Annotated in this window: 12 protein-coding genes; 5 read left to right on the top strand and 7 right to left on the bottom strand. The window is 65.2% G+C overall.

Translation table 11 applies throughout. From position 1 onward, the window contains the following. Nucleotides 1–41: 41 nt before the first annotated feature. From IHV84_RS05415 to IHV84_RS05395, 5 genes are all read right to left on the bottom strand, one after another. Nucleotides 42–2,375, bottom strand: coding sequence for a DUF1631 family protein (locus tag IHV84_RS05415; RefSeq protein ID WP_198846125.1), 2,334 nt, complete (start codon nucleotides 2,373–2,375; stop codon nucleotides 42–44). A gap of 17 nt (nucleotides 2,376–2,392) precedes the next feature. Further along, the gene (secF, locus tag IHV84_RS05410; protein ID WP_066695417.1) at nucleotides 2,393–3,346 is read right to left on the bottom strand and encodes a protein translocase subunit SecF; all 954 of its coding nucleotides are present in this window, start codon (nucleotides 3,344–3,346) and stop codon (nucleotides 2,393–2,395) included. 11 nt (nucleotides 3,347–3,357) lie between these two features. Continuing rightward, nucleotides 3,358–5,244 (bottom strand): protein translocase subunit SecD, encoded by a 1,887-nt coding sequence (gene secD, locus IHV84_RS05405; protein WP_198846124.1) that lies wholly within the window; start codon nucleotides 5,242–5,244, stop codon nucleotides 3,358–3,360. A gap of 109 nt (nucleotides 5,245–5,353) precedes the next feature. Further along, nucleotides 5,354–5,689, bottom strand: a complete 336-nt coding sequence (gene yajC, locus IHV84_RS05400) for a preprotein translocase subunit YajC (RefSeq protein WP_044394997.1) — start codon at nucleotides 5,687–5,689, stop codon at nucleotides 5,354–5,356. Nucleotides 5,690–6,120: 431 nt separating this feature from the next. Further along, nucleotides 6,121–9,696, bottom strand: coding sequence for an indolepyruvate ferredoxin oxidoreductase family protein (locus IHV84_RS05395; protein WP_198846123.1), 3,576 nt, complete (start codon nucleotides 9,694–9,696; stop codon nucleotides 6,121–6,123). Nucleotides 9,697–9,865: 169 nt separating this feature from the next. On the opposite strand from IHV84_RS05395, the gene IHV84_RS05390 reads away from it, so the two are divergent. From IHV84_RS05390 to IHV84_RS05380, 3 genes are all read left to right on the top strand, one after another. Continuing rightward, the gene (locus IHV84_RS05390; RefSeq protein ID WP_044395001.1) at nucleotides 9,866–10,354 is read left to right on the top strand and encodes an Lrp/AsnC family transcriptional regulator; all 489 of its coding nucleotides are present in this window, start codon (nucleotides 9,866–9,868) and stop codon (nucleotides 10,352–10,354) included. Between the two features lie 147 nt (nucleotides 10,355–10,501). Next, the gene (locus IHV84_RS05385) at nucleotides 10,502–12,256 is read left to right on the top strand and encodes an MFS transporter (RefSeq protein ID WP_198846122.1); all 1,755 of its coding nucleotides are present in this window, start codon (nucleotides 10,502–10,504) and stop codon (nucleotides 12,254–12,256) included. Between the two features lie 128 nt (nucleotides 12,257–12,384). Further along, the gene (locus IHV84_RS05380; RefSeq protein WP_198846121.1) at nucleotides 12,385–12,831 is read left to right on the top strand and encodes a hypothetical protein; all 447 of its coding nucleotides are present in this window, start codon (nucleotides 12,385–12,387) and stop codon (nucleotides 12,829–12,831) included. Nucleotides 12,832–12,948: 117 nt separating this feature from the next. Here IHV84_RS05380 and IHV84_RS05375 read toward each other — a convergent pair whose 3' ends face one another. Further along, nucleotides 12,949–14,106 carry a murein transglycosylase A gene (locus IHV84_RS05375; protein WP_370541199.1) on the bottom strand — a complete coding sequence of 386 codons (1,158 nt, stop codon included), beginning with the start codon at nucleotides 14,104–14,106 and terminating at the stop codon, nucleotides 12,949–12,951. Between IHV84_RS05375 and IHV84_RS05370 the strand changes: the two genes are divergently transcribed. Both IHV84_RS05370 and IHV84_RS05365 read left to right on the top strand, forming a co-directional pair. Beyond that, complete coding sequence (locus tag IHV84_RS05370) at nucleotides 14,105–14,269, top strand: hypothetical protein (RefSeq protein ID WP_198846119.1); 165 nt, start codon at nucleotides 14,105–14,107, stop codon at nucleotides 14,267–14,269. The two genes, IHV84_RS05375 and IHV84_RS05370, sit on opposite strands and share 2 nt — an antisense overlap. Before the next feature lie 167 nt (nucleotides 14,270–14,436). Beyond that, nucleotides 14,437–15,081 carry an OmpA family protein gene (locus tag IHV84_RS05365; protein ID WP_198846118.1) on the top strand — a complete coding sequence of 215 codons (645 nt, stop codon included), beginning with the start codon at nucleotides 14,437–14,439 and terminating at the stop codon, nucleotides 15,079–15,081. A gap of 71 nt (nucleotides 15,082–15,152) precedes the next feature. Here IHV84_RS05365 and IHV84_RS05360 read toward each other — a convergent pair whose 3' ends face one another. Further along, nucleotides 15,153–15,782 carry a response regulator transcription factor gene (locus IHV84_RS05360; RefSeq protein WP_198846117.1) on the bottom strand — a complete coding sequence of 210 codons (630 nt, stop codon included), beginning with the start codon at nucleotides 15,780–15,782 and terminating at the stop codon, nucleotides 15,153–15,155. Nucleotides 15,783–15,784 lie beyond the last annotated feature (2 nt).

Raw genomic sequence — 15,784 nt, 5'->3', positions numbered from 1 at the left:
CAGGCTGGCGGTGAGCCAAAACGCAGAGATCGCTGCCGGGCTCAGTCGAGCAAGCGTTCCGGGTTAGCGTCCAGCTTGGCCAAGGCGTCGCGGGTGGCGCGCATGGTGAGGCCTTCTTCATCCTGGGCCACCAGAAGCCCGCTTTGGAGGTACGCCGCCAGTCTGCGCAGCTGGATCAGGTAGCTGCTGCCATCCACGGCAGCAAACAAGTGCAATTGCTTGCGTTTGCTCTGCCACACATACTGAACCTGGGCAGAAGAGCCGTTGTGGTCCAGCGTGTACCAGGTGCCGGGTTTGAGCTCTTGGGCCCAGGCCACCATCGCATCGTCCACAGGTGCGTCGTTGTCAGCGATGACAAAGATCGACGAGGCATCGATGCCCAGCATCATCTCGATGCTTTCAGAATTGAGCGGCATGTCACCCAAGGTGGCATCGTTGATGAAGTCTTCCAGGTTGGCCAGACGCTTGGACATCGCCTCGATGTGGGCTTGCGGAATGCTGGCCGTCTTGGAGAGAAAGGCTTCCGCCAGGGTATCCGTCAAGACCTTGACGGTGGCGTCCTGGTCCGCGCCCGTCACGCCGATCAAGGTCAGGCCCTGGCGCAAACGTTGCAGCAGCCCCGGCAATTGCTGGATCACCAGCGCACGATCGCTGCGATTGGGCTTGGCGCTGGCCGCCCACACCAGGTCGGCCGCGGTTTGCTTGAACATGACGGTGTCGGCGTGCTGCGCGCCGTCGCGCACGGCCGACAGTGCCAGCACCTCAGCCCAGGTCTTGAACAGGAACTCGCGGATCTCGTCGCGCACCGGCATGTCGCGCAGCATGGTGCGCAGCTCAATGGTGTACTGGATGGCCAGCATCTCGCGCTGCTCTACCTGCTGGGCCACGCTGACCAAACGTGAAGTGGCCTGCTTTTCAGTGAGAAATTTGGAGAGGAATTTCTCAAACTCCTCGTGCACCAGCTGAAACACCCGCCGCCCCGTTTCCGGGTACTGCTCAATCACCTGCACCACACGGCGAATTTCCGCCTCCAGTGCGCTGCCGTTGATGGCGGTGGCATCAAAGCCCATCACACAAGCGCCCATGCGATCAATGAGCTGGCGTGCGGGGTGATCCAGGTTGCTGAAAAACTCCGGCTCGGCCAGCGCCACACGCAGCACGGGCACCTGAAGGCGGGCGAACCACACGCGCACGGCCGGCGGAATGCGGTCTTCCGCCAGAATGCTCTGAAACATCAGCGCCACCACCTCGATGATGGCTTTCTCACCAGGGGTAACGGCTTTTTTCTTCAGCTCGGCGGAACGCTCGCGCACCGCCCCGGCCACCTGCACTACCGCCGCAGGGCTGTAATCTTCCGCAATGGTGACCATGCCGCTGTAATGCGTTTCCGCCTGCACGCGCTGGGCCGACAGTGCATGCGCCAGCGCCGCCGAGGCAGGCGGTGCCTGGGTCATGTCAAAGCCCGTTACAGGCTGGGACAACAGGCGGCGCAGTTGCCCCATCACTCCCTGCGCCCGTTGCCGGGCACGGATCAAGGGAGTCATGCCGGTGACGGCGCCCAAACCACCACCCGCCATCGCGGGGTACGACCCAGGCACCCGTGGGATGGAGCCACCCATGGGTCCCATAGGGGGGCGCCGCAGGGGTTCACCACGGCCTGACGCAGGGCCAGCCACGCGATCGGATCGGTCCGCCCCCAAGGCCGCGGCGCCCGAAGCCCCTGCGGTGGTTCGGCGAACACGGTTGCGCATGTCCGTGGGCGCAGCCACGCCCTGTTCCACATAAAAGACGTTGACGGCCTGGTAGTGCTTTTGCACCTGGTTGGCCAACTCGCGCTGCAGCGGATCAATCACCCGCAGCAAATCGGTGCGAGGCAACCCTGCTTCCACCCACTGCTCCACCAGCTTCAGGCAGATGGTCTCCGCCCGCAAGATGTCCGTGCTGTCCATGTCTTGCCCCTCCAGCACCTGGGTGCGCTGGCGCAAGGAGTCGAACTGCTGGCTGACCTGCTCGGCCACCGTGAGGGCCATGCGAGAGGCGACGATCTTGTTTTCCACCACATCGTCGCTGAGCAACTCGAAGGAGAGATTCACCGCGCGGCCACCCGGGCCAGCGCTGGAGGCGGGCAGTACCGCATCACGCCACGCCTTGGCGGTGCCGTCAAGCCATGCGGCCTGGTGCTGTTGGTACAGCAGCCAGGCATCGCGGCGGGTCTGCATTTCTCGCTGGGTGCCTGTCTGCGCCATCAGCGCCGACAGGAACTCACCCACCGTTTTGTGCAGGTCAGGCAGGGTGGCGCACAAACCCTCGACGAAACGCTGCCGTGCTTGGCGCGCCAGGCGGCGTTGCGCAACGAGCGTTTCAGAGGATTGCATGCGTCGATATTACCGGCTCAAACGGCCGCCCCAGCGTTGGGATCGTTCGGATCACCACCTTCTTTGCGCGGTGCCGACACCAGGTCTTCCCGCTTGACGCCCAGCCACATGGCAATGGCGGCGGCCACGAACACCGAGGAATAGATACCGAACAAGATACCGATGGTCAGCGCCATGGCAAAGTAATGCAGGCTGGGGCCACCAAAGAACAGCATAGACAGCACCATCGCCTCGGTCGAGGCGTGGGTGATGATGGTGCGGCTCATGGTGCTGGTGATGGCGTGATCGATCACCTCTGAGGTGGTCATCTTGCGGTACTTGCGGAAGGCCTCACGGATCCGGTCAAAAATCACAACTGACTCGTTGACCGAGTAGCCCAGCACGGCCAGCACAGCCGCCAGCACCGACAGCGAGAACTCCCACTGGAAGAAGGCAAAGAAGCCGAGAATGATCACCACATCGTGCAGGTTGGCGATGATGGCCGCCACACCGAACTTCCATTCAAAGCGGAAGGCCAGGTAGATCACGATGCCCAGCACCACAAAGGCCAGCGCCATCAAGCCCCCGTGCACCAGCTCTTCCCCCACCTGAGGACCGACAAACTCAGTGCGGCGCAGAGTCACGTCCGCATCGTTCGCCTTGAGCGCCTGCAGCACCTGCTCGCTTTGCTGGGCGGATGTGACACCTTTTTGCACGGGCAAGCGAATCAGCACATCACGGGGCGTGCCAAAGCTCTGCACCTGCACATCGGTGTAGCCCAGGCCGGACACCGTCTCGCGCACCTTGGCCAGCTCAGCGGGCTGGCTGTAGGCCACTTCCATCACCGTGCCACCGGTGAACTCCACCGACAGGTGCAACCCACGGGTGAGCAGGAAGAAGACTGCCAGTGCAAAGGTGATGAAGGAGATCGCGTTGAAGATCAACGCGTGCTTCATGAAGGGAATGTCTTTTTTGATTCGGAAGAATTCCATGTCTTCCTCCTTTATTGCGACTTGGCCACGGCAGTGGCGTCCGACTCAGGCTTCCAGACCTGGCCGATGGAAACGCTCTTGAGCTTTTTCTGGCGGCCGTACCACAGGTTCACCAGACCTCGCGAGAAGAACACGGCCGAGAACATGCTGGTCAAGATACCGATGCAGTGCACCACGGCAAAACCGCGCACGGGGCCCGAACCAAAAGCCAGCAGGGCCAGGCCCGCGATCAGCGTGGTCACGTTGGAGTCCAGAATCGTGGCCCAGGCACGGTCGTAGCCCGTGTGGATGGCCGCTTGCGGGGCCACGCCAGCGCGCAGCTCTTCGCGCACACGCTCATTGATCAGCACGTTCGAGTCGATGGCCACACCGATGGCCAGCGCCATGGCGGCAATACCGGGCAGCGTGAGCGTGGCCTGTAGCATGGACAAGATGGCCACCAGCAGCATCACGTTCACCGCCAGCGCAATGCTGGAGATCACACCGAACAGCTGGTAGTACACGCACATGAATGCAGCGATGGCGGCCAGGCCCCACACCACGCTGTGGATACCACGCTCAATGTTGTCGGCACCGAGGCTGGGGCCGATGGTGTATTCCTCGATGATTTCCATGGGCGCGGCCAGCGAACCGGCGCGCAGCAGCAGCGCGATGTTGTTGGCCTCGGCCGTGGTCATGCGGCCCGAAATCTGCACGCGGCCACCACCGATTTCAGAGCGGATGACGGGCGCCGTCACCACTTCGCCCTTGCCCTTTTCAAACAGCACGATGGCCATGCGCTTGCCGATGTTCTCGCGGGTGATGTCGCGGAAGATGCGCGAGCCCTTGGCGTCCAGCGTGAGGTTCACGGTGGGCTCTTGCGTCTGGCTGTCAAAGCCGGGCTGGGCGTCCGTCAGGTTTTCACCGGTCAGGATGACCTGCTTCTTCACGATCACCGACTGGCCGCTGCGCTCTGGGTAGCGCTCGGAGCCAAAGGGCACGGGGCCACGGCCTTGCTCGGCGGCGCGCGCCTCGGTGCTTTCGTCCACCATGCGCACTTCCAGCGTGGCCGTACGGCCCAGAATGTCCTTGGCCTGGGCGGTGTCTTGCACGCCGGCCAGTTGCACCACGATGCGATCCAGGCCCTGCTGCTGGATCACGGGCTCGGTCACGCCCAGCTCGTTGATCCGGTTGTGCAGCGTGACGATGTTCTGCTTGACGGCTTGCTCTTGCACCTTGCGAGCGGCCTCGGGCTTGATGCTGGCGCGCAGGCGCAGGCCGTCGCCATCGGGCTGGCTCACCACCTGCAAGTCGGCAAACTGGTCGGCAATGATGTTGCGCACCGTGTTCTGGGTGGCTTCGTCCGCCACCTTGATGTCGATGGTCTGGCCGTCACGCGAGATGCCGCTGTGGCGCACATTTTTCTCACGCAGCGCGGTGCGGATGTCACCGGAATAAGCCTCGGCCTTCTTGGTGAGGGCCGCCTGCATGTCCACCTGCAGCATGAAGTGCACGCCGCCCCGCAGGTCCAGCCCCAGGAACATGGGGCGGGCATGGATGGCACTGAGCCACGCGGGGGTGCGTGAAATCTGGTTGAGCGCGACGACGAAGCTCGGGTCGTTCGCATCGGGCACCAGGGCCTTCTGGATCACATCTTTCGCCTTGAGCTGGTCTTCCAGCGTGTCGAAGCGTGCGCGCACCGAAGTGCCTTCCACCGCCACCCGCTCGGCCGTCAGGCTGGCGGCGGCCAGGGCCTGCTCCACCCGCTGCGCCACAGCGTCGTCGATCTTGACGCCGCTCTTGACCGCAGAAACCTGCACTGCAGGGGTTTCACCAAAGAAATTGGGCAGGCTGTACAAGGCACCCACCAGCAGCACGATCACCAGGATCGCCCACTTCCAGACCGGATATCGGTTCATGATCGCGCTCTTACCTCACGGAAAGCTTGTGGGGCGGGCAGCACGGCGGCCCCTGCCCCTGACGAGGGCTGGCGACGACCACCGCCACCACGCCCCGACTTCAGACTCTTTACTTCGCCGTACCCTTGGGCAGCACTTGCACCACGGCGCTGCGCTGGATCTGCACTTCCACGTTGTTGGCGATTTCGATGTGCAGGAAGCCTTCGGACAGGCGTGTGACCTTGCCGATGATGCCGCCAGCGGTGGCCACTTCGTCGCCCTTGGCCAGCGCGTCAATCATGGCGCGGTGTTCCTTTTGGCGCTTCATCTGGGGGCGGATCATGACGAAGTACAGCACCACGAACATCAGCACCAGAGGCAGCATGCCGGTCAGCGAAGACATCAGGTCGCCACCACCTGCAGCGGCGGCAGGAGCGGTCTGAGCAAAGGCAGAAGAAATAAACACGTCAAGGACTCCCAGCAGAGGATCAAAAATTCGAAATTCCACACAGCCAGCGGAGGGTGCCGAATGGGGAGTTCGTTGACGCAGTAAAGAGGTCGAAATCGCCGTCAGGCAAGGCGCCAATCCTCGCGATAGCCATCGCTATCGCGAGGATTGGCAACGCGGCCTGGCGGCGATGCTCGGCGTCTTTATGCAACGAATTCCCAATTCGGGACCCTGGGCGCCCGCCATGGGGTAACCGGACATTGTATGCGGCGCCTATGTCATCACCCAAGACCGGATGGGCCTGGGGGGGTTGGCTGACCGCAGAGGGTTTTCATCTATCCATAAAAATAGCTTCTGGCGCTTATCCATCAAGCGCCAGAAGCTATTAATTTAATAGCAAATGATTTCACCGACACCGCCGTGCCACGGCAGTGCCAGTTCGCAAAGGCTCAGGCCGCCTGGCGCTGGGCAGGTGCGCCGGGGCTGCGCCACTGCGCCATCAGACCATTCCACTTGGCGCGCGCAGCCTTGAGGTGGCGCTCCTTGACATGGCCGTAGCCACGGATGTCTTCCGGAATGCGCGCAATCTCCACCGCCAGGGCCAGCTTGTCGGCAGTCAGGCCGGCCAGCAGCTCGTCGATGCAGGCGCGGTATTCCACGATCAAAGCGCGCTCGGTGCGGCGCTCTTCGGTCTTGCCAAAGACGTCGAAGGCCGTGCCACGCAGGCCCTTCATCTTGGCCAGCAGGCCGAAGACGTTGCGCATCCAGGGGCCGTAGGGCTTCTTCACCAGTTCACCCTTCTCGTTCTTGGCGGCAGACATCGGCGGCGCCAGATGGTGCACCAGCTTGAAGTCGCCCTCAAACTGCGCGGCGATCTTGTCCATGAACGCCTTGTCGGTGTGCAGGCGGGCCACTTCGTACTCGTCCTTGTACGCCATGAGCTTGAACAGGTAGCGGGCCACGGCCTCGGTCAGGCGGGTGGTGGTACCCAGCTGGGCCTCGGCGGCCTGCACCTTTTGCACAAAGGCCTGGTAGTCGGCGGCGTAGGCGGCGTTCTGGTAGCCAGTGAGGAAATCCACGCGCTTGGCGATCATGTCGGCCAGGGCGGGCTTCTTCACGAACTGGATCACCTGTGCCGCCTGGAACAGTGCCTGCACGGCGGGCAGGTCGTGGGCGCAGCGGCGGCCCCATTCAAAGGCGGCCTTATTGTTCTCCACCTGCACGCCGTTGAGTTCCATGGCGCGCATCAGCGAGGCCAGGGTCAGCGGCACGCGGCCCTTTTGCCAGGCGTAGCCCAGCAGCAGCGGGTTGGTGTAGATGCTGTCGCCCAGCAGCTGCGTGGCCACCTGTTCGGCGTCAAAACTGCCCACGCTGCCGTCGCCCAGGGCGCTGGTGATGGCCGTGTCGCAATGCGCGTCGGGGAACTGCCAATTGGGGTTGTTCACGAACGAAGCCGTGGGCGTGCGGTGCGTGTTCAGCGCCACAAAAGTGCGGCCCGGTTGCAGCACGGCCAGCGTGGCCTTGTTGGCGGCCACGATGGCGTCGCAGCCAATCACCAGATCGGCCTTGGCGGTATCGACCTTGGTGGTGTAGATGGCATCGGGCCGGTTGGCAATCTGGATGTGGCTCCAGGTGGCGCCGCCCTTCTGGGCCAGTCCGGCAGCGTCTTGCGTGATGACGCCCTTGCCCTCCAGGTGGGCCGCCATGCCCAGCAGCGAGCCAATGGTGATGACCCCCGTGCCGCCCACGCCCGCCACCACAATGCCCCAGGCCACATCGGCCACGGGCAGCACGGGTTCGGGGATGTTGGGCAGCGCCGAGAGATCGCCCTTCTTGTCTTTCTTGGGCTTCTTGAGTTGGCCGCCTTCCACCGTGACGAAGCTGGGGCAGAAGCCCTTCACGCACGAGTAGTCCTTGTTGCAGGTGCTCTGGTTGATGCGGCGCTTGCGGCCAAATTCCGTCTCCACCGGCTCCACCGACAGGCAGTTGGACTGCACCGAGCAGTCGCCGCAACCCTCGCACACCAGCTCGTTGATGACCACGGTCTTGTCGGGCGTGGCCAGCTTGCCGCGCTTGCGGCGGCGGCGCTTTTCGGTGGCGCAGGTCTGGTCGTAGATGATGGCGGTGCAACCCTTGATCTCGCGGAACTCGCGCTGGATGCGGTCCAGCTCATCGCGGTGGTGCACCGTAACGCCCTGGGCCAGGGCCACGCCGTCGTACTTCTGCGGCTCGTCCGTCACGATGACCAGCTTGGCCACGCCCTCGGCCTTCAGGCTGTTCATGATCTGCAGCACCGAGTGGCCCTCGGGCCGTTCGCCCACGGCCTGCCCGCCGGTCATGGCCACAGCGTCGTTGTAGAGCACCTTGTAGGTGATGTTCACCCCCGCCGCAATGCTCTGGCGGATGGCCAGCAGCCCGCTGTGAAAGTACGTGCCGTCGCCCAGGTTGGAGAAGATGTGCTCTTCATGGGTGAAGGGCTGCTGGCCCACCCAGGTCACGCCCTCGCCACCCATCTGCGTGAAGGTGCTGGTGCGGCGGTCGGGCATCCAGTTGACCATGTAGTGGCAGCCGATGCCGGCCACGGCGCGTGAGCCCTCGGGCACGCGGGTGCTGGTGTTGTGCGGGCAGCCGCTGCAGAACCAGGGCGTGCGGTCGCCAGAAGGGTCCACCTGGGTCTCGGCCAGTGCGCGTTCACGCGCTTCGATGATGGCCAGGCGGGCGTCCATGCGCTGCACTACGTGCTCGGGCACGCCCAGCTTCTTCAGCCGCTTGGCAATGGCCTTGGCGATGAGGGCGGGGGTCAGATCAGCCTTGGGGCGCAGCAGCCAGTTCTGGCTGGGGTTGGGCATGCTCCACTCGCCGCCCGAGTTGTCGCCCGGCACTTCGTCGAACTTGCCCAGCACATTGGGGCGCACGTCGGCGCGCCAGTTGTACAGCTCCTCCTTGAGCTGGTATTCGATGACCTGGCGCTTTTCTTCCACCACCAGAATCTCTTGCAGGCCCTGCGCAAAGTCGCGCGTGATGGTGGCTTCCAGCGGCCACACCACGTTGACCTTGTGCACGCGAATGCCCAGGCTGCGGCAGGTGTCGTCATCGAGCCCCAGGTCCACCAGGGCCTGGCGCATGTCGTTGTAGGCCTTGCCGCTGGCGATGATGCCGAAACGGTCGTTCTTGCCTTCGATGACGTTGTAGTTGAGCTTGTTGGCGCGGATGTACGCCAGGGCGGCATACCACTTGTAGTCCATCAGGCGCGCTTCCTGCTCCAGCGGCCCATCGGGCCAGCGGATGTGCAGGCCGCCGGGCGGCATGGCGAAGTCTTCGGGCAGGATGATCTTCACGCGGTCCGGGTCCACGCTGATGCTGCTGGACGACTCGACCACTTCCTGGATGGTCTTCATGCCCGACCACACGCCTGAGAAGCGGCTCATGGCAAAGGCGTGCAGGCCCATGTCCAGAATCTCTTGCACGCTGCTGGGGAAGAACACCGGCGTGCCGCAGGCCTTGAAGATGTGGTCGCTCTGGTGCGCGGCCGTGCTGCTCTTGCTGATGTGGTCGTCGCCCGCAATCGCGATCACGCCGCCGTGCTTTGACGTACCCGCCATGTTGGCGTGCTTGAACACGTCCGCGCAGCGGTCCACCCCTGGGCCCTTGCCGTACCAGATGCCGAACACGCCGTCGTATTTCTTCTTCTCGGGGTACAGGTCAAGCTGCTGCGTGCCCCACACGGCGGTGGCGCCCAGCTCTTCGTTCACACCGGGCTGGAAGACGATGTGGTTTTCGGCCAGGTGTTTCTTGGCCGCCCACAGCGCCTGGTCGTAGGTGCCCAGCGGGCTGCCGCGGTAGCCGCTGATGAAGCCCGCCGTGTTCAGCCCCGCCGCCGCGTCGCGCTGGCGCTGCAGCATGGGCAGGCGCACCAGGGCCTGCACGCCGCTCATGAAGGCGCGGCCACTGTCTAAAGAGTATTTGTCGTCTAGCGTGACAGTCTCCAGCGCTTTGCGGATGGAGTCGGGCAGAGGGGCATTCATGGCGGGTTCCTGTGGGGTGGCTGCATGCGCAACGCGCCTTGTGGGCGGCGGCGCAGCATTTTTCAATGGTGTGCAGCGCAGTGTAGGGATTGCGCCGGGATATGTGCTTTCGTTCTTGTGCCGTGTTTACCCTTGTTTCAGAAAGAATCTTTCTTAAAATTGGCAAAACATGAACACTCTTGACAAATACGACGTCGCCATCTTGCAAGAATTGCAGGCCGATGCCCGCCTGACCAATGCCGAACTGGCCCAGCGCGTGGGCCTGTCGGCCGCGCCGTGCTGGCGCCGGGTGCGGGCGCTGGAAGAAGCCGGCTTCATCAAAGGCTACCGCGCCGAAATCGACCGCCACAAGATCGGCTTGGGCGTGCTGGCCTTTGTGCGGCTCGATGCCGACCGCAGCACCGGCAACCTGACGCGGGCGATGGAAGAAGCCATCCGCCAAATCCCCGAGGTGGTGGCCTGCCACTACATCAGCGGCACCGGCACGTTCGAATTGCAGGTGGTGGCGCGCGACCTGGACAGCTTTTCGCAGTTTGCGCGCGATGTGTTGCTGAACCTGCCCAACGTGAAAGACATGCACACCAGCTTCTCGCTGGGCGAGGTCAAGGCCAGCGGGGCGCTGCCGCTGGCGCACCTCACGGCGCTCAAGTCCCGCTGAGTGGCTCATTTGCTCTTATTTCGATAGCTGCTCGCGCTTGATGGGAGAGCGCTAGAGCCACTTTTTCCTATCAGAGCCCATGAAACAAACCGGGTCGCGCGCTGCACTGCGGGCGGGACGAGGTCAGACATCGCACAATGGGGCCACATGCCACCCCAGCCCCACCACGACACCCCCCACCACATCGCGCCCCCTGCGGCGACCCCGCCCAGCCCGGCCGCTCCCGCCGCCAGCGTGAACACCGCCGCCGAGCGCGCGGCCCTGGCCCAGGGCACCGAAGAAGCCGCCCAGCACAGCCTGGAGCAAAGCGCCTCCACCGGGGCCGTGCATTCCGACGCTTCCCTCTCGCCCTTCGCACCCCTGTCCGTGCCCGTGTTCCGCATGCTGTGGCTGACCTGGGTGGCGGCCAACACCTGCATGTGGATGAACGACGTGGCCGCCGCCTGGCTGATGACCACGCTGACCACCTCGCCCGTGCTGGTGGCGCTGGTGCAGTCGGCCTCCACCCTGCCTGTGTTCCTGCTGGGCCTGCCCAGCGGCGCGCTGGCCGACATCCTGGACCGGCGCCGCTACTTCATGGCCACGCAGTTCTGGGTGGCTGCGGTGGCCGTGGTGCTGGCCTTTGCCATCGTGTCGGGCGGCATGACGGCGCCGCTGCTGCTGGCCCTCACCTTTGCCAACGGCATCGGGCTGGCGATGCGCTGGCCGGTGTTTGCAGCCATCGTGCCCGAGCTGGTCAGCCGCCCGCAGTTGCCTGCCGCCCTGGCCCTGAACGGCGTGGCCATGAACGCCTCGCGCATCGTGGGCCCGCTGCTGGCGGGCGCCATCATTGCCAGCGCGGGCAGCGCCTGGGTGTTTGTGCTCAACGCCGTGCTGTCGGTGCTCTCGGGCCTGGTCATCATGCGCTGGAAGCGCCAACACATCCCCAGCCCGCTGGGGCGTGAGCGCCTGCCCAGCGCCATGCGCGTGGGCGTGCAGTTTGTGCGCCAGTCGCCCCGCATGCGCGCCGTTCTGTGGCGCATCTCCGTCTTCTTCCTGCACGCCACCGCCCTCATGGCCCTGCTGCCGCTGGTGGCCAAGGGGCTGGAGGGCGGCGGCGCGGGCACCTTCACGCTGCTGCTGGCCAGCATGGGCGCGGGCGCCATCGTGGCCGCGCTGTTTTTGCCCCGCCTGCGCCAGGCCATGCCGCGCGATGCGCTGGTGCTGCGCGGCACGCTGGTGCAGGCCGCCGCCACCGGGGTGATGGCCTGGGCCCCCAACGTGTACGTGGCCGTGCCCGCCATGGTGCTGGCCGGCATGGCGTGGATCACCACCGCCAACACGCTCAGCGTGTCAGCCCAGCTGGCCCTGCCCAACTGGGTGCGGGCGCGCGGCATGTCCATCTACCAGATGAGCATCATGGGTGCCACCGCCGCAGGCGCGGCCCTGTGGGGCCAGGTGGCCTCGCTCACCGATGTGCAAACCAGCTTGGGCATGGCGGCCGTGAGTGGCGGCATCGTGATGGCCGTGGTGCAGCGCCTGGTGGCCGACCGCGCCATCGAGGAAGACCTGAGCCCCTCGCGCGCCTTCAAGGCACCCACCGCCCCGACACCGCCCGAGGCCGGGCGCGTGGTGGTCACCATCGAATACTTCATCCACCCCGCCCGCGCCAACGAGTTTCGCGCCGTGATGCAGGAAAGCCGCCGCAGCCGCCTGCGCCAGGGCGCACTGGACTGGCAACTGATGCACGACATCAGCAACCCCACACGCTACGTGGAGCGCATCGAAGACGAGTCGTGGACGGAACACCTGCGCCGCTTCGACCGCGTGACCGCCTCCGACGTCGCCCTGCGCGAGCGCAAGCTGGCCTTCCACACCGGCGATGCGCCGCCCAAGGTGACGCGGTGGACAGTGGAGCGGTGAGGGGTTTAGAGCGTTTTGAGGCTCTAGCGCTTATGGATAAAGCGCCAGCAGCTATCAATAAAATAGCAAAGTTGCGCACCAATCCGACAAAGCGGCATCGTTGCCCCGCCCGTTGAAAATCCCTGCCCATGACCCGCATCGCTCACACGCCCTGGCTGCTCGGCCTGCTCTGCACCGCCTCGTGGGCCCAGGCCACCGCCCCGGACCCCGCACTGCTTGGCTGCTGGCGCGCCACCACCATCGTGCTGCACACGACAGACGGTGCCAGGCTGGAAGACCGCTCGGGCCGCTGCACGCTGCGGTTCAAGGAAGATCGGCTTGAATCCACCTGCCGGACCACCCAGGGCCTGGCAACCACCACCTACCAATACCAGATCGTGCGGCCCCAGGTGTACGCCACCACCCTGGCGGGCAGCACGGTCAGGACAGAGATGGCCCGCACGACGCGCGAATACGCCTACCGCATCGAAGGGGAGCGGCTGCACACCGCCAGCGTTGCCTCTGCGACGGCGCCAGATGCCTCAGCGACTGGCCCGCGCACGGAAACCGAAGCGATCAGGATCGCCTGCCCCTGAGCAGGGGGCTGCTGGAGACCGGTGGAAAGGCGCGGCGGACGCGACACACTCCGCTCTCTTTTTAATAGCTGCCAGCGCTTATCCAAAAAGCGCTAGAGGCCAAATTCCTTCAAACCCTCAGCGCGGCCAGAGCACCCACAGCCGCAGGTTCTGCTTGAGCCGCCCGGCGATGTCGCCCGCCTCCTGGCCCCAGCCGGTGAAATAGTCGGCCCGCACTGCGCCCAGGATGGCACTGCCCGTGTCTTGCGCCAGCACCAGGCGGCTCAATTGCACCTGGGGGCCGCTGGAGGCCAGCCACACGGGCGTGCCGTAGGGAATGCTCTGGCGGTCCACCGCGATGGAGCGGCCGGGGGTGAGGGGCACGCCCTGCGCGCCCTTGGGGCCGAAGGCGGCGTCCATGCCAGCCAGAGGTTCTTCCTTGAAGAACACGTAGCGCGGGTTGGTCCACATCAGCTCGTTGGTGCGCTGGGGGTTGGCAGCCAGCCAGGCACGGATGCCGGGCCAGGTGGCGTCGCGGGTGTAGCCCTGGTCCAGCAGCCAGCGGCCAATGCTGCCGTAGGGCTGGTCGTTGGTGCCAGCGTAGGCTACGCGCACCAGGCTGGTGGAGCCGTCGGGCTCCATCACGCGCAGGCGGCCCGAGCCCTGGATGTGCAGCACCATCGATTCCACCGGGTCGCGCAGCCAGGCAATGGCGCGGCCTTGCAGCGCGGCCTGGGCTTCGGGCAGGGTTTCGATCTGCTGTCGGGTGTACCAGGGCTTGCGCGCTCCAAAACCTGCGGGCAGGCGGTAGATGGGCACGGTGAAGCCGTTGCCGGGCTGGCGGGCGGCGTCCATCAGGGGTTCGTAGTAGGCGGTGAGCAGGCCGTCGGGGTTGCCGTCGGTGGTTTCCACGCGGTAGGGCTGAAGGCGCGCCATCATCCAGGCGCGCTGCTCGTCGCCGCTGGCAATGCTGAGCTGCCGCACTTCGCTGCACAGCGCGGTGAATGGCGCCACGGGCCGTTCGCAGCTTTTGATCCAGGCGTTCCAGGCCTCGTGCAGAGCATCTTCAGTAAAGCCAGGCAACTCGGCCCAGCGCACAGGCGTCCAGCGGCTCTTGGGCTGCGACAGGGGCGGGGGCAGCGGGCCTGTATCGCCGGGCAGCGCCAGGGGCGCCGTGGGGCGGGTGGCCGGCAAGTCCCCAGGGGCCGAAGGGGATGGCGCGGGCGGGGTGGAGCAGGCAACGAGCGTTCCTACAATCAGCGCCGTTACGACCAGGCGCAGGAGTGTCAATTTCATGGGGCTGATTTTGCTTGAAGCGCTGCTGGCGCTGGTGGTGCTGATCGCCATTGTGTGGTGGACGATGTTCTCGGGCCGCAAAGGCGGCGAGCTGGATCTGCCCGCCCAGGACCCGAACCCCAAAGCCCCGGAAGATCGCAAACCGCCCACGCCAGGCGGCTGAGGCGACCGCGCCGCCTGCGTGGACACGTGCGGCGTTGTCCTACACCGCGTGCCTGCCTGTGCTGATGGCGCCCGCGGCGACGGTGCGCGACCATTGCGACAGCGAGGCGTACCGCACACCCTGTGCCGATGCCACCTTGCACTGCCAATATTTCAAGGAGCACACACATGCGCAAACACATTCTTCTGGGCGTCAGCGCCGTTGTCATTCTGGCCACGGGCTGCGCAAGCATGGACGACACGCAGCGCCGCACGGCCACAGGCGCGGGGGTGGGCGCCCTGGCGGGGGCAGTGATCGGCTCGGCCACCGGCGGCAACGCGGGCACGGGAGCCGTGCTGGGCGCAGGCGTGGGTGCCCTGGGTACCTACATCTGGTCGCAAAACATGGAGCGGCAAAAGCGCGAGATGGAACAGGCCACGCGCGGCACAGGCATTGCCGTGTCGCAAACGGCGGACAACCAGCTGATGCTGAACATCCCCAGCGACATCTCGTTTGCCGTGGGCCGCGCTGACATCCAGCCCAACTTTGCGCCGGTGCTGGACCAGTTTGCGATGGGCCTGCGCAACAACCCGTATTCGGACGTGCGCATCGTAGGCCACACCGACAGCACGGGCAGCGAAGCAGTGAACAACCCCCTGTCGGTAGACCGCGCCGCCAGCACCCGCAACTACCTGGTGAACCGCGGGGTGGACGGCCGCCGCATTGCCATCGACGGCATGGGCGAGCGCTACCCGATTGCCAGCAACGACACCGCCGAAGGGCGCGCGCGCAACCGACGCGTGGAGATTTTCGTGGGTGAGCGCGCCCGCTGAGGCGGTGGTGCGCTCAGGCGCAGTTCAGCGCTGTTTTGAACCAGCGCTCAATCCAGCGCTCAATCCAGCGCTTAGTGGCCGGTGCGCAGCAGGTTGGCCAGCTCGACAGCCGACTTGACGTGCATCTTGTCGAACACGCGTGAGCGGTGCACCTCCACCGTGCGCACGCTGATGTCGAGCTGATCGGCAATCAGCTTGTTGGGCAAGCCGGCCACCACCAGGTCCATCACATCGCGTTCGCGGTCGGTCAGCTCACGGAAGCGCTCTTGCAGGCTGCTGCGCTCGCGCAGTTCGGCCAGCCGCTCGCCCGATTGGGCCAGGGCCTGCTCGATGCGGTCCACCAAGGCATTGTCGGAAAACGGCTTTTCGCAAAAGTCGAAGGCGCCGCGTTTGACGGCATCGACCGCCGTGGGCACATCGGCATGGCCGGTGAGGAAGATGACGGGCATGGTGTGCAAGCTGCCCCGCGCCACCAGCAAATCAAACAAGGCCAGCCCGCTCATGCCGGGCATGCGCACGTCCAGCAGCAGGCAGCAGGGCTGGCGCTGGGGCGGCCGGGTCTGCAGCATGGCCTCAAAGGCCTCGGCACTGTCAAACGATTCGCTGGGCAGGCGGCGCGAGCGCAGCAGCCAGGCCAGCGCTTCGCGCACGCCGGCGTCGTCGTCAACGATGTACACAGTCGCGTTGGATACGGGTTCCATGG

Source organism: Acidovorax sp. IB03 (assembly GCF_016406015.1).
Taxonomy (GTDB): domain Bacteria; phylum Pseudomonadota; class Gammaproteobacteria; order Burkholderiales; family Burkholderiaceae_C; genus Acidovorax; species Acidovorax temperans.
The sequence above is the reverse complement of the archived record's forward strand: the minus strand, read 5'-3'. Positions and strand labels throughout refer to the sequence as shown.

Excerpts from the sequence above, each read along its gene's own strand:
- IHV84_RS05375 (WP_370541199.1), bottom strand. The coding sequence starts at position 14,106 with ATGAAATTGACACTCCTGCGCCTGGTCGTAACGGCGCTGATTGTAGGA.
- IHV84_RS05395 (WP_198846123.1), bottom strand. The coding sequence starts at position 9,696 with ATGAATGCCCCTCTGCCCGACTCCATCCGCAAAGCGCTGGAGACTGTC.
- IHV84_RS05360 (WP_198846117.1), bottom strand. The coding sequence starts at position 15,782 with ATGGAACCCGTATCCAACGCGACTGTGTACATCGTTGACGACGACGCC.
- IHV84_RS05380 (WP_198846121.1), top strand. The coding sequence starts at position 12,385 with ATGACCCGCATCGCTCACACGCCCTGGCTGCTCGGCCTGCTCTGCACC.
- IHV84_RS05385 (WP_198846122.1), top strand. The coding sequence starts at position 10,502 with ATGCCACCCCAGCCCCACCACGACACCCCCCACCACATCGCGCCCCCT.
- IHV84_RS05365 (WP_198846118.1), top strand. The coding sequence starts at position 14,437 with ATGCGCAAACACATTCTTCTGGGCGTCAGCGCCGTTGTCATTCTGGCC.
- IHV84_RS05370 (WP_198846119.1), top strand. The coding sequence starts at position 14,105 with ATGGGGCTGATTTTGCTTGAAGCGCTGCTGGCGCTGGTGGTGCTGATC.
- IHV84_RS05390 (WP_044395001.1), top strand. The coding sequence starts at position 9,866 with ATGAACACTCTTGACAAATACGACGTCGCCATCTTGCAAGAATTGCAG.
- IHV84_RS05415 (WP_198846125.1), bottom strand. The coding sequence starts at position 2,375 with ATGCAATCCTCTGAAACGCTCGTTGCGCAACGCCGCCTGGCGCGCCAA.
- secF (WP_066695417.1), bottom strand. The coding sequence starts at position 3,346 with ATGGAATTCTTCCGAATCAAAAAAGACATTCCCTTCATGAAGCACGCG.
- secD (WP_198846124.1), bottom strand. The coding sequence starts at position 5,244 with ATGAACCGATATCCGGTCTGGAAGTGGGCGATCCTGGTGATCGTGCTG.